This is a genomic window from Ancylobacter mangrovi (assembly GCF_024752355.1).
In the GTDB taxonomy this organism is placed as follows: Bacteria; Pseudomonadota; Alphaproteobacteria; order Rhizobiales; family Xanthobacteraceae; genus Ancylobacter; species Ancylobacter mangrovi.
Map to the genome: position 1 here is coordinate 258,154 of NZ_JANTHZ010000007.1, position 12,537 is coordinate 270,690.

Genomic DNA, 12,537 nt, shown 5'->3' on the forward strand with positions numbered 1-12,537 from the left:
CGATCAATGCCCGTCGAGCAGGATATCCTTGGCCTCGTTTACCCGGGCGGCGAGATAGTTCGACCCGCCCTGGTCGGGATGGAGTTTCTTCATAAGGGATCGGTGAGCCTTTCGGATCTCGTCCGTCCCCGCCCCCGGCGGAAGGCCCAGGATCTGGTAGGCCTCCTCTTCCGTCATCGCGCCGCGGCTCGCCGCATGAGCGCGCCCCCGGCCCGGGTCGCCCTGAGCGTTTTCACGCCAGCCGGGCGCCCGGCGGTCCAGGTAAGCTTCGAGTAGCTGGCGGCTCTCGGGGTCGACCTCGAGCGCGAGCCGCGCCAGCGTCGCCACGTCCAGCCCGTCGAGGGCGGCGCCCTTCAGCGGCCCGCCGATCACCGTGCCGCTGAGCCGTCCGCTGTCATGGTCGAGCACCATGTCGAGCATGGCGGTGCGCACCTTCGACTGCCTGCCGGGCGTCTTCTGCCCGCGCGACCATGGCAGCGCCTGGCCGATGTTCCAGCCGATCAGCGACAGGCCGAAGATGCCGAGAGGCAGCGCGGTCTCGATATGCCCGCGCATACCGAGGAAGCCGGCGAGCAGCAGCACCACCGTGCCGCCGACCGAGCGGCCGAGTTTGGCCAGCGCCTGCGCATCGGCCCGGCCGAACGCCTTCAGCCCGTAATAGAGCAGCGCGACGATGGCCGCGCCCGCGAGCAGGTTGATCATCGCCCCTCTCCGAGCGCGGCGATGAGCTGGCGGGCGCCGGCCGAGGAGTGTGCCAGCGCGGTCAGCGCCTGCGTGCCTCCGGCGGCATAGGCGGCCGCTGCACGCAGCAGCGCGCGGAGTTGCGCCGCGGCGCCGGCGTCGAAGCGGCACCACGCACCGTGCGTCAGCCGCGCGATCTCGCGGAAGGCGTTCTCGGCCACGGGATCGTGGCCTTCCTGGAACATCATCACCGGAATGGCGCGCATCGCCAGCGGCCCCGCCTCGGCGCACAGCGCGTCGACCGGCTCCTCCATGGCGTCGCCGATGAACACCACCGCGCCGACGGGCCCCTTCTCCGCCTGGCTGGCGGCGTGGCGCAGCACGCGGGAGATCTGCGTGCGCCCGCCCCGGCAATCGATCCGCCCCATCAGCGCGCCGAGCTTGCCGGCGTCGGCGAGCCAGGGCGAGGCCCTGCACTCGCCGATGCCGCGATAATAGACGAGCTGGATGTCGAGGCCGCCGATCGCCGCCGCCTCCTTGAACATCTCCGCCTGCAGCGAGCAGGCGAGGTCCCAGGTCGGCTGGCGGCTCATAGTGGCGTCGAGCGCGAAGATCAGCCGCCCGCGCCGGTCGGCCGCCACCGGAGGACGGGCCTTCACCTCGGCGAGGAAGGCCGCGACGTCGGCACTCGCGGCGGGCGGTGCCGGCGTCCGGCCTGTCGGCGCCGTGGGGGAGGTGGGCGGTCTGGTCTTGTCGGCGGCCATGAAGCACCTGCACGCGGATTCGCGGCGATAGTAGCGGGGGAAGAGGCACGCCGAACAGCCATCTCCCGAACGGTTGACCCCCCTTCCCGCTCTGCTAGCTTCCGCGCCCCACCCGCCGACGCATCCCACAGGTCGCATCATGAGCTCCACCCGCACCATCCGCTCCGTCCACACCGTCGCGGATCTTCGCGCGCAGGTGGGTCGATGGCGCGCGGCGGGCGAGAGCGTCGCGCTGGTGCCCACCATGGGCGCGCTCCACGCCGGACACGTCGCGCTGATGGAGGCCGCCCGCGGCGAGGCCGACCACGTCGTGGTGTCGATCTTCGTCAATCCGACCCAGTTCGCGCCGACCGAGGATCTCAGCCGCTACCCGCGCACGCTGGAGGCCGATCTCGACAAGGCCGACGCCGCCGGCACCGAGCTCGCCTTCGTGCCGGATGCCGGGGAGATGTATGGCGAGGGCTTCTGCACCACCATCTCGCTCGCCGGCCCGGCGCTGGGGCTCGAGACCGATTTCCGCCCCACCCATTTCGCCGGCGTCGCCACCGTCGTCGCCAAGCTGCTGATCCAGACCCTGCCGGACGTCGCCCTGTTCGGGCAGAAGGATTACCAGCAGCTCCAGGTCGTCACCCGTCTGGCGCGCGATCTCGATCTTCCCGTGCGCATCGTCGGGGTGCCGACGGTGCGCGAGGCGGACGGGCTCGCCCTCTCCTCGCGCAATGTCTATCTCGGCCGAGAAGAACGCGCCGCCGCGCCGACGCTCCACCGGGCGCTGAGCGAGGCCGCCGCCGCGATCGCGGCCGGCGAGCCGATCGCCGATACCGTCGACGCGGCCCGCCACGAGGTGATCGCGGCCGGCTTCGCGCTCGACTATCTGGAAGCGCGCCATGCCGCGACGCTGGCGCCGATCGCCTCTCCAGCCGAGGGCCCGGTCCGCCTGCTGGTTGCGGCGCGGATCGGCACCACGCGGCTCATCGACAATCTGGCCGTACCCGGCTGAACAGCCGGCCCGCCTCAGGTGAAGGTCACGTAGCTGACCGCCATGCCGATGATGACCAGCACCAGGCCGATGCCCAGTACGTAGCGCATCGGCCGCACCTCGGCCGCCTGACGCTCCTCGGTGTTCGCCTTCACGACCGTCTCGCCGTGGTCGAACTCCCGGTGGTCGTCCGAATCCTGGACCATCTCGGTCTCCCTTGTCCGTTCTCACCTAAGGACAACGTTCAAGGAGCGGTCCGGTTCGCGCTTACATGAGGCCGAGCGAGCGCAGTTCGCGGCGCAGGTGCTCGGGCAGCACGGTGCTGCTCTCCTCTACGCCGAGATCGGCCGGCGCGTCCTTCGCGGCGAGATAGCGCCAGCCCTGGAACGGCCGGCTCGGGCGCGGCATCACCTTATGCACCGCCGGCTCGAGCACGAGGTGGCAGCGCCGGATGCCGTCGCCGTCCACGAAGGGCCGTATCGCGAGCAAGCGCTGGCGGCAGGCGACCTCGCCCTTGATGACCCAGTAGAGCGAGCCGCCATCGAGCAGCTCGTCGGTGCGGGTCGGCACCATGCGGGTGGTGTGGAACTGCTCCGCCGGCTCGCCGCGCGCGGCCTTACCGGCCAGATTCTGCGCGATCCACTCCTCGAGGTCCTGGATGGATTCGGCGCCGACGCAGAGTTTCAGCAGGTTGAGAGGCATGGCTTTTACGGGCATGGGAGGCGGGGCGGTTCGCCGCCCTCTATACGCGCTTCACCACGGGCCAGTCGACCTCGTCGATCTCCAGCACGTGGGTCTCCTTCAGCGCCGCCTCCTTCCACGCAACGAAGGCCGGATGGGCGTGGATCGCCTCCACATAAGCGGCCGCGACCGGGTCGACCTCGATGGCGTAGGTGCGCAGCCGCGTCGCCACCGGCGCGTACATCGCATCCGCCGCGCTGAAGGCGCCATAGAGGAAGTCCCCGCCGGCGCCGAAGCGCTCGCGTGCCTCGCTCCAGCGGCGCAGCAGCACGCGCACGTCCTTCACCGTGTCCTCGGGAAAGGCGCGCGGCTCCACCGGGCGCCAGAGATTCATCGGCGCCTCGCGGCGCAGCGCGCCGAAGCCGCCATGCATCTCGGTCGCCAGCGAGCGGGCATGGGCCCGCGCCGCCGGCTCGCGCGGCCACAGCGGCTTGTCGGGAAAGCGTTCGGCGAGATGTTCGAGGATGGCGATCGATTCCCACACCACCGCCTCGCCGTCGATCAGCACCGGCACCCGCCCCGCCGGCGAATGCGCGCGGATCTGGCTCTTGAATTCGGGCGTGTCGAGCGGGACCAGGATCTCCTCGAAGGCGATGCCGAACGCGGTCATCGCCAGCCAGGGGCGCAGCGACCACGAGGAATAGTTCTTGTTGCCGATCACCAGCTTAAGCGTCACGCCGTGCCTCCGCGCGAGAATTGGGGGACGCCACCTTCCGGCGTCGCGCCCCGCGGCGCAAATGCGAAGACGTCATGGACGCGATCAGCGACGTTGATCGCGGCCCGGGCGGCGTCGGGCCGGCAGCCCATTCGCAGTCCGGAAACGGAAAACGGCCCGGCTGTTGGCCGGGCCGCTTTCAGACTTAGGCAGGCCGCTCGCAAAAGCTGAACGAGAGCCAGGAATTGGCAGGCACGTTCAGCTCGCGGCAACCTGAACGGCGTCGAAACCGCCGAACAGATAGACCAGACCGACACCTACGAGAAAGGCGACAACAGCCCAGCGCGCAACTCCCCAACAGGAGCGCTCGGAAAGGGAACTCATGGATGATCCCCGGATAATCACACCTGACCGCCGGCTTTCGCGGGAACGACTCCCGAAGCGCAGCGCACGAAACATTATTTAATGAAACGTTACTCCTTTCGCAATCGCGGAAACGTCACAATCCACTGCTGCCCTGCAACCCAGACGCGCTTGGGACGCATGGGAAGGGCGGATCCGGGGCGTGCCTGTCTTCGCGCCAATGGTAAGCTCGGCCACCGCCGCATCAGCCGATTCGGCGGCGATGCTGGTTGAAGCGAAACGCGAGGGCACGATCCTACCGCCATGTTCGGCTTCACTTATCTGGACGGGATGGCCTTTGCCCTGTTCGCCGTGACCTGGGTCGCCTACCACCATCTGATGGAGGGCGGGTGGTCGCGCGGGCGGACCCTGAACGGGCGCATGGACGGCTTCCGGCTGCAGTGGATGCAGCGCATGCTGGCGCGCGAGAACCGCATCATCGACACCCAGATCGTCGCTGCACTGCAGAATGGCACGGCCTTCTTCGCCTCCACCTCGCTGCTGGCGATCGGCGCGTCGCTTGCGATCCTCCAGTCGACCGACGCGGTGATGGCGATCTTCGCCGACCTGCCCTTCGTCGCGCCCACGCGCTCGAGCTGGGAGATCAAGACGCTCGGCCTGACGCTGATCTTCGCCAACGCCTTCTTCAAGTTCGCCTGGGCCTACCGGCTGTTCAACTACACCACCATCCTGGTCGGCTCGACGCCGCCGCCCGCCGAGGTCGCCAGCGCGGAGGCGCAGGCGCATGTGCTCTCGGCCGCGCGCATGGCGACGCTGGCCGGGCGGCATTTCAACCGCGGCCAGCGCGCCTTCTTCTTCGCCATCGGCTATCTCGGCTGGTACATAAATGGCTGGGCCTTCATGGCGGCGACGGTCGCGATCTTCTTCGTCATGATCAACCGCCAGATCGGGCGCGACTCGCACTGGATCCTCGATACGGACGCGGGAGGCCGGCCGTGACCGCGCCAGCATCTACCGACACCACCTCGACGGACGCCGCGCCGGACGAGGCCGCGATGGAGGCGGCGATCCTCGCCCTCGCCGGCCGTCCCGATGCGCCGCGCACCATCGCCCCCGAGGAGCCGGCGCGAGCGCTGGCGACGGGGCCGGACTGGCAGAGCCTGCTTCCGCTGGTGCGCCGCACCGCGCTGCGCCTTGCCCGCGAGGGGCGGCTCGTCATCTATCGCAAGGGCAAGCCGGTCGACCCGGACAGCCTCAAGGGCGTCTACCGGCTCGGCCTGCCGCCGGACGACCCGGCCTAGGGCTGGGATTCGGGCCGGGGCGCGGGGAACCACGCGTCGGTGCGTCCGGTCCAGTAATAGACGGCAAGTCCCACCCATTCGCGCACGGAGCGGTCGACGAAATCGAGCCCTTCCGACACGCTGCTGAACAGCCCGAGGCTCAGCCTGTCCGTGGTGCGGAAATCGACCGGATAGGCGATCACCGGAAATCCCGCGGCACGGAAGCATCCCACCGCGCGTGGCATGTGGAAGGCCGAGGTGACGAGCAGCCAGCGCTCGCCCGGCTGCGGCTCGAGCAATTCCCGCGCGTTGCGGGCGTTCTCCGCCGTGTTGCGCGAGCGCGTCTCGAAGGTCACCCGCGCCGGATCGACGCCGAGCTGGCCCAGCGCCCGGCGGACCACCGCCGCCTCCTGCATGGTCGAGCCGAGGATCTGCCCGCTGCCGCCGACGAAGACCAGCCGCGCCTGCGGGTAGCGGCGCGAGAGGTCGGCGAGCGCGAATTCCCGCTCGGCCGACTCGTTGAAGCTCGGCTGCCCGCGCGAGGCGGTGATCTCGGTCAGCTCCGCGCCGCCGAGCACGATCACGCCGGTCACCGGCCCCTTTCCCTCATATTGGGGAAAGCGCTGCTCCAACTCGTGCATCAGCACGCGCCCGAGCGGCCCTAGGCCGGCCACCGCGATGCCGATCGCCCCCAGTGCGGCGAGCGTCAGCCCGAGCCGGCGGAACCATGGCATCAGCATCAGGCCGACGAGCGCCAGCAGGGTGAGGAAGGTCGAGGGAACGGCGACCATCCAGGCAATCTTGGAGGCGTAGAAGAACATGAGGCTGCCTCCCGCTCAGACGATGACGCGGCGGCGTTGCGGCGTGGGCGTGAGCGGGCGGAGCGCGCGTTCCAGATACCGATCGATGCTCGACAGCGGAACCGGGCTCGCCAGCAGGAACCCCTGCACCTGATGACAGCCGACCGACTGCAGGTAGCGAAGCTGCTCGCGCGTCTCCACGCCCTCGGCGGTGACGGTGATGGCGAGCGCGCGCGCCAGCCGCACCACGCAGTCGATGATCGCCGCCGCGTCGTCGCTGCGGCCGATGTTCTGCGTGAAGCTGCGGTCGATCTTGATCGTGTCGACGCGGAAGCGGCGGATGTAGCCGAGCGAGGAATAGCCGCTGCCGAAATCGTCGAGCGCGATGCGGATGCCCATGTTGCGCAGTGCCGAGAGCGAGGAGAACGCTTCGGGCTGGTTGCCGAACAGCAGGTTCTCGGTGATCTCGATCTCTAGCCGCTCCGGCGGGAAGCCGGTCTCCTCCAGAATGCGCGCCACCTGCACCGCGAGGTCCTGGGCGCGGAAATCCACCGGCGACAGGTTGACGGCGATCTTGACGTCGCTCCAGTCGCGCGACTGGGCGCAGGCCTGGCGCAGCATCCACATGTCCAGCTCGGTGATGAGGCTGGACTGCTCGGCGACCGAGATGAACTCGCCGGGCGAGATGACGCCGTTGGTCGGGTGATACCAGCGCACCAGCGCCTCGAAGCCGACCACCGCCTCGCCGTCGACCGAGAACTGCGGCTGGTAGAACACCGCGAGCTCGCCCTCGTCAAGGGCCCGCCGCAGCTCGCGTTCCATCTCGCGGCGGCGGACCACCTCGCGCTCCATGCTCGGCGCGAACAGGCGCACCGCGTTCCGCCCGTCCGCCTTGGCGCGGTAGACGGCAATGTCGGCGAGGCGCAGCAGCTCGCTGGCCTCGGTGCCGTGGTCGGGCACGATGGTCGCGCCGACCGATCCGCTCACTGCCAGCGTCTGCACGGCGAGCTCGACCGGCTGGCGAACCGTCGCCAGGATGACGGCGCCGATGGCCTCGATCTCGTGATCGTCCGCCCCGACCGGGACCAGGATCACGAACTCGTCGCCGCCGAAGCGCGAGGCGAGCGCCACCGGCATGGGCAGGCTGTTCAGCCGGTTGCCGATCTCGGTCAGAAGCTGGTCGCCGATATGGTGGCCCAGCGTGTCGTTGATGTCCTTGAAGCCGTCGAGGTCGAGAAAGAAGATCGCAAGCCGCGCGCCGGGGGCGTTCTGCGCCGGCCACTCGCCGATGGTGCGCACCAGCATGGCGCGGTTGGCGAGCCCGGTGAGCGGGTCGACATAGGCAAGGCGCGAGGCCAGCGCCTCGCTGGCGGCGAGGTTCTGGGTGGCGCGGCGCGCGAACCAGAGCACGATCGCGGCGGCGACCAGCAGCAGGACGGCGGTGCCCGTCAGCGCGGGCAGCAGCGCCCGGATCAGCGAGGCGCCGGGGTTGTCCGGGATCCAGCTCAGCCAAGCCGGTGGCAGGTTCGAATCGTAGAAGGGAATCGCTACCGCCTGACGTTCGCTACCCGGCGGGTGGTTGGTCACGATCGGGTCGACGATGTGCAGCTCCCCGACGATGTCGCCGAGGAAATCCGCATCCATGAACAGAACCGTGACGGCGATCGGCGGCAGGCCGCTGGGCGGCACCACGCGCCCGTAGTCCGGCGTGATGCTGATCGCGCCCACCAGCGCGGGATGGCCCTCGACGCGCATGTAGCCGGCCCGGAACACCGGCGGCAGCTCGCGGCTGCGCCCGTCCTCCATCTTGGGAGCGGTGGCGGCCTCGTGGCTGCGTGCGGCATAGGCGCTCTGCACGCCGCGCACCAGCGGCAGGATGGCGTCGGCGTCGAAGGGAGCCTTGTCGACCGGCGTCAGCTCGCCATCGACCGAGGCATAGGCGACCCCGCTGTCGAGCACGATGTAGGACCGGTTGTGCCGCTGGGTCTTGTAGAGCCAGTGGCCGAAATTCTCGTGCACCCAGTCGACGTCGAGGAAATAGGCGGTGCGCAGCACCGATTCGTCCCAGTGCGCGAAGCTCGCCAGGTCCCGCTGCAGCGAGCTCGCCCGGCGCTGGAGCGACTCGACCACGACGCTGCTCCAGCGGGCGCGCGAGGCCATGTCGATGCGTTCGGCGGCGACGAAGGCGAAGCCGGCCATGGCGACGACCGCGGCGACGATGACCAGCGCGACCGCGATGATCATGCGGTCGCCCGCGCGCGCCAGGTCCGGGTGCGGCGAGCCCGCCGCGCCGCGGATCGCGTCGCCTTCGGCACGAGGTCCAAGAAGGCGTCCGAAGGGCGCCTTCATCCGCTCCTCCAACAAGACGACAACAGCTTAGCTCGTGTTTCCTTAATTCCGATTGAAATCAGATAGGGAGGTAGACACGAAGCGGCGAGTCCTAGAACCACAATGAAGCGATACCCAGGAACGCGAAGAAGCCGACGACGTCTGTCACTGTGGTGACGAAGGGGCCGGAGGATACCGCCGGATCGACCTTGAGCCGGTCGAGCCCCAGCGGGATGAGGATGCCGCCGAGCGCGGCCGCCACGAGGTTGATGATCATGGCGAGGCCGATGACGTAGCCGAGATCGGCCAGGCCGAAGCGGGCGAAGACCACCGCCGCCATGATCACCGCGAAGACGACGCCGTTGAACAGCCCGACCAGCAGCTCGCGCATGACGATACGCCGGGCGTTGCTGGCCCTCAGCTCACGCGTCGCCAGCGCCCGCACGGCCACCGTCATGGTCTGGGTGCCGGCATTGCCACCCTGGCTGGCGACGATCGGCATCAGCACCGCCAGCGCCACCATCTTCTGCAGCTCGCCCTCGAACAGCGAGATGACGAAGGAGGCGATGTTGGCGGCGATCAGGTTCAGGAGCAGCCAGGAGAAGCGGCTGCGGGCGATGTACCAGAAGCTGTCCGACAGCTCCTCGTCGCCGGCGACGCCGCCCAGCGCCTTGAGGTCCTCGTCGGCCTCCTCCTGGATCACGTCGACGATGTCGTCGACCGTGAGCACGCCGACGAGGCGCCCTCCCTCGTCGACCACCGGCGCGGAGATCAGGTTGTAGCGCTCGAACACGCGGGCGACGTCCTCTTGGTCGTCGGTCGCCTGCACCACATGGCGGTCCGGCGTGACGACCTCGCCGAGCTTCACGTTCCGGCGCGTGCGGATCAGCCGGTCGAGCGGCACCGAGCCGCTGTGGCGGTAGGTCGGGTCGACCACGAACACTTCGAAGAAGGTCTCCGGCAGCCCTTCGGTCTCGCCGATGTAGTCCAGCGTCTGGCCGACGGTCCAGAACGGCGGCAGCGCGATGAACTCGGTCTGCATGCGCCGGCCGGCGCTGGCCTCGGGATAGTCGAGGCTGCGCTGCAGCGCCGCGCGCTCGGGAGTCGGCAGATAGGCGAGGATCTGCTGCTTGTCGGCCTCGTCGAGGTCCTCGAGGATGTAGACCGCGTCATCGGATTCGAGCTCCCGCAGGCCCTCGACCACGGTGCGGGTCGACAGCGCCTCGAGGATCTGCAGGCGCGCGGTCTCGTCGAGCTCGGTCAGCGCGGTGAAGTCGAAATCCGGGCCGAGCAGTTCGACGAGGCGCGGCCGGTCCTCGCCGGGAAGGGCCTCGAGCAGGCGCGCCAGGTCGCTCTCGTGGAGATCGGCGACCAGCTCGCGCAGCGCGCCGACATCGCTGGTCGCGACCGCGCCGGCCACCGCCTCGACGAAGCCGGGCACCTCGATCGGGTCGCGTTCGGGTTCCGTCCCGCGCGCGGGCGGGACGGCGAGATCGGTCTCTTCGCTCATGCCGCACTCCGGCCGGACGTTCACACTGACTGGATGGAGCTGTTCTTAGGAAGCATCGCATGGGAACGCAAATCGTTCCGCGCGCGATAGATTCGAACCGGCCGGCGCCGTTGTCGGTCCGCAACAGGAGAACCGGCAGCATGACACCTCAAGCGACCCGCCTGATCATCCACGGGCGCGTGCAGGGCGTGGGCTACCGCGCCTGGCTCGCCGACAGGGCGCGCCGCGAGGGCCATGCCGGCTGGGTGCGCAACCGGCGCGAGGGAACGGTGGAAGCGCTGATCCACGCTACGCCCGAATCGCTCGCCGCCTTCGTCGAGGCCTGCCGCGCCGGGCCGCCCTCCGCACGGGTGACGAATATCGAGGTGATCGGCGAGCCCCCGACGCAGGGCGGCATCATCGCCGGCGATTTCGCGGTGCTGCCGACGCTCTAGCCTTCGGTCCGCGTCGGGCCGAACAGCACCTCGAACTCGCGCCGCAGGGCGAGGTCGACATCCTCCATGGTCACCGGCAGGCCGAGCTCGACCAGGCTGGTGACGCCGTGCTCGCGCACGCCGCAGGGCACGATGCCCTCGAAATGCGCCAGCTCCGGCTCCACGTTGAGCGAGACGCCGTGCATCGTCACCCAGCGCCGCACCCGTATGCCCAGCGCCGCGATCTTGTCCTCGCCCTCCCCGGCCTTGGTGGGATGGCGCACCCAGACGCCGACCCGGTCCTCCCGACGCTCGCCGCGCACGTTGAAGGCGGCGAGCGTGCGGATCAGCCATTCCTCCAGCGCGGCGACATAGCGGCGCACATCCGGCGCGCGGCGCTTGAGGTCGAGCATGACATAGGCCACCCGCTGGCCGGGGCCATGATAGGTGAACTGGCCGCCGCGCCCGGTCTCGAACACGGGAAAGCGGTCGGGATCGACCAGATCCTCGCGCCGGGCGCTGGTGCCGGCGGTGTATAGCGGGGGATGTTCGAGCAGCCAGACGGTCTCGTCGGCCCGTCCGGCGGCGATCGCCTCGGCCAGCCGGTCCATCTCGGCGAGCGCCTCGGCATAGGCCACCGGCGCAGGCGCCACGCGCCAGGCGACGGGCGGACTACCCGCCAGCGGCAGGAAGGATGTGGGCAGCGCATCGCGCGCGGTGGAGGGGGAAACGGCGCTCACCTTCATGGCCCACACATAATCATCCGCGGCCGCGCTGTCTCCCCGCCGAGAGCCGCGGCGAACGCAGCCCTGTCCACAGCCCATGGCAGCTCTTGTGGAGCCTCATTCGATCTGTTAGACGATCCCCCGCTCGCGTCGGTAGCCACTTTGCCGGCGGATCAACGGGCATTTGCGGTCGTGGCGGAATTGGTAGACGCGCTGCCTTGAGGTGGCAGTGGGTAACACCGTGGAGGTTCGAGTCCTCTCGACCGCACCATTCCCGATCTGAAGGATCGGCCCCGGCCCGGAGATCTGTCCGGGCCCCTCATCCGACAATTTGACGATCAGAGCGGCGCAGGTCCCGCGCGTCGCGGCGAGCGCGCGCCGTTGGCTCCGGCGGCGCGTCCGGCCCCTGCCCTGCCCCGTGCGGCCACGGAGCGGGCGTTAACGCCGCACGGGGGCGCCGCTCACTGCGGGGCGGTCGCCGTCACCGGGCCGGCGGGAACGACGTGGACGACGTGGTAGCCCTTCCTGTGCAACTCGGCGAGGAAAGCCGGCATCATCTTCGCGGTCTGCTGGTGGGTGTCGTGCAGCAGGATGATTCCGCGCCGCTGCCGGTCGAGCCTCGACATCAGCAGCTTGAGCTGCTGATCCGGCGTCATCGGGTTCCAGTCGCCCGCCCACAGGTCAGCGCCGAACACGCCGACGCCCCGCTTGTCGAGATAGGCGAGGAGCTGCGGCGACGAGCCGAAGCCGGGGAAACGGAAGAACGGCACCCGCGGCTGCGCGCCGGCCTTGCCATAGGCGGCCTTGTCGACCGTGGCGAAGCCCTTCTCGATGTCCGCCACCGCCTTGTCGAACGGCAGGTCGGCCAGCGTCATGGGATGGGTCTGGCTGTGGTAGCCGAGCGTATGACCGCCGGCGAGGATCTGCTTCAGCAGCGCCGGATGGGCGGCGGCGTTGCGGCCGATGACGAAGAAGGTCGCCCGGGTGCATTCCTGCGCCAGCGCCCTCAGCACCGCCTCGGTCGTCCCCGGATGCGGCCCGTCGTCGAAGGTCAGCACCACCTCGCCCTCGGCGAGGTCGAGGGTCTGGGGAAAGTGCTTGGTGCCGACCTGCAGGTGATGAGGATCGACCTCGAGCACGCGCTCGGTGCCGAGCTTCCCCGCGCAGCTATCGGTTGCGAAGGCGCTGCCCGGCAGCAGGCAGGCGGCGAGGAGGGCGAGAGTGGGCAGGCGCCAGGAATGGCCGAGCATGATGGACCCGAAATCGGTGGGCGAAGGCGGCGGCCCGGCGCAGTCGTC

General features: G+C 69.6%; 14 protein-coding genes and 1 tRNA gene. 5 read left to right on the forward strand and 10 right to left on the reverse strand.

Features of this window, described 5'->3' with window-relative positions; genetic code table 11:
* Nucleotides 1-3: 3 nt before the first annotated feature.
* Together NVS89_RS16350 and NVS89_RS16355 are read right to left on the reverse strand one after the other, a co-directional pair.
* Nucleotides 4-702: a DnaJ domain-containing protein gene (locus tag NVS89_RS16350; RefSeq protein WP_258733827.1), complete on the reverse strand. Its 699-nt coding sequence runs from the start codon at nucleotides 700-702 to the stop codon at nucleotides 4-6.
* On the reverse strand, nucleotides 699-1,445 hold the full coding sequence (locus NVS89_RS16355) for a VWA domain-containing protein (RefSeq protein ID WP_258733828.1): 747 nt from the start codon (nucleotides 1,443-1,445) through the stop codon (nucleotides 699-701). Before NVS89_RS16355 ends, NVS89_RS16350 begins: the two co-directional genes overlap by 4 nt.
* 139 nt (nucleotides 1,446-1,584) lie before the next feature.
* On the opposite strand from NVS89_RS16355, the gene panC reads away from it, so the two are divergent.
* Nucleotides 1,585-2,445: a pantoate--beta-alanine ligase gene (panC, locus tag NVS89_RS16360; protein ID WP_258733829.1), complete on the forward strand. Its 861-nt coding sequence runs from the start codon at nucleotides 1,585-1,587 to the stop codon at nucleotides 2,443-2,445.
* A 14-nt stretch (nucleotides 2,446-2,459) separates the two neighbouring features.
* Here panC and NVS89_RS16365 read toward each other — a convergent pair whose 3' ends face one another.
* The 3 genes from NVS89_RS16365 to NVS89_RS16375 form a co-directional block, all read right to left on the reverse strand.
* Nucleotides 2,460-2,630: a hypothetical protein gene (locus NVS89_RS16365; protein WP_258733830.1), complete on the reverse strand. Its 171-nt coding sequence runs from the start codon at nucleotides 2,628-2,630 to the stop codon at nucleotides 2,460-2,462.
* A gap of 61 nt (nucleotides 2,631-2,691) precedes the next feature.
* Nucleotides 2,692-3,126 carry a DUF1489 family protein gene (locus NVS89_RS16370; RefSeq protein ID WP_258733831.1) on the reverse strand — a complete coding sequence of 145 codons (435 nt, stop codon included), beginning with the start codon at nucleotides 3,124-3,126 and terminating at the stop codon, nucleotides 2,692-2,694.
* 40 nt (nucleotides 3,127-3,166) lie between these two features.
* The gene (locus NVS89_RS16375; RefSeq protein ID WP_258733832.1) at nucleotides 3,167-3,841 is read right to left on the reverse strand and encodes a glutathione S-transferase family protein; all 675 of its coding nucleotides are present in this window, start codon (nucleotides 3,839-3,841) and stop codon (nucleotides 3,167-3,169) included.
* Between the two features lie 645 nt (nucleotides 3,842-4,486).
* On the opposite strand from NVS89_RS16375, the gene NVS89_RS16380 reads away from it, so the two are divergent.
* Nucleotides 4,487-5,182, forward strand: coding sequence for a DUF599 domain-containing protein (locus NVS89_RS16380; RefSeq protein WP_258733833.1), 696 nt, complete (start codon nucleotides 4,487-4,489; stop codon nucleotides 5,180-5,182).
* On the forward strand, nucleotides 5,179-5,484 hold the full coding sequence (locus tag NVS89_RS16385; protein WP_374114587.1) for a DUF3253 domain-containing protein: 306 nt from the start codon (nucleotides 5,179-5,181) through the stop codon (nucleotides 5,482-5,484). Before NVS89_RS16380 ends, NVS89_RS16385 begins: the two co-directional genes overlap by 4 nt.
* Here the strand turns inward: NVS89_RS16385 and NVS89_RS16390 are convergent.
* The 3 genes from NVS89_RS16390 to mgtE all read right to left on the reverse strand — a co-directional run bounded on the left by NVS89_RS16390 (nucleotide 5,481) and on the right by mgtE (nucleotide 10,101).
* Nucleotides 5,481-6,284, reverse strand: a complete 804-nt coding sequence (locus tag NVS89_RS16390) for a YdcF family protein (protein ID WP_258733834.1) — start codon at nucleotides 6,282-6,284, stop codon at nucleotides 5,481-5,483. The genes NVS89_RS16385 and NVS89_RS16390 overlap by 4 nt on opposite strands.
* Before the next feature lie 15 nt (nucleotides 6,285-6,299).
* The gene (locus NVS89_RS16395; RefSeq protein WP_258733835.1) at nucleotides 6,300-8,612 is read right to left on the reverse strand and encodes a putative bifunctional diguanylate cyclase/phosphodiesterase; all 2,313 of its coding nucleotides are present in this window, start codon (nucleotides 8,610-8,612) and stop codon (nucleotides 6,300-6,302) included.
* 91 nt (nucleotides 8,613-8,703) lie between these two features.
* Entirely contained in the window at nucleotides 8,704-10,101 is a 1,398-nt protein-coding gene (mgtE, locus tag NVS89_RS16400) for a magnesium transporter (protein WP_258733836.1), read from the reverse strand.
* 140 nt (nucleotides 10,102-10,241) lie between these two features.
* Between mgtE and NVS89_RS16405 the strand changes: the two genes are divergently transcribed.
* Nucleotides 10,242-10,535: an acylphosphatase gene (locus tag NVS89_RS16405; RefSeq protein WP_258733837.1), complete on the forward strand. Its 294-nt coding sequence runs from the start codon at nucleotides 10,242-10,244 to the stop codon at nucleotides 10,533-10,535.
* On the opposite strand, the gene lipB is transcribed toward NVS89_RS16405, so the two are convergent.
* Nucleotides 10,532-11,260 (reverse strand): lipoyl(octanoyl) transferase LipB, encoded by a 729-nt coding sequence (gene lipB / locus NVS89_RS16410; protein WP_374114588.1) that lies wholly within the window; start codon nucleotides 11,258-11,260, stop codon nucleotides 10,532-10,534. The two genes, NVS89_RS16405 and lipB, sit on opposite strands and share 4 nt — an antisense overlap.
* A gap of 165 nt (nucleotides 11,261-11,425) precedes the next feature.
* On the opposite strand from lipB, the gene NVS89_RS16415 reads away from it, so the two are divergent.
* Nucleotides 11,426-11,510: transfer RNA gene (locus NVS89_RS16415), tRNA-Leu, on the forward strand.
* Between the two features lie 190 nt (nucleotides 11,511-11,700).
* On the opposite strand, the gene NVS89_RS16420 is transcribed toward NVS89_RS16415, so the two are convergent.
* Nucleotides 11,701-12,489 carry a polysaccharide deacetylase family protein gene (locus tag NVS89_RS16420; RefSeq protein ID WP_258733839.1) on the reverse strand — a complete coding sequence of 263 codons (789 nt, stop codon included), beginning with the start codon at nucleotides 12,487-12,489 and terminating at the stop codon, nucleotides 11,701-11,703.
* Nucleotides 12,490-12,537 lie beyond the last annotated feature (48 nt).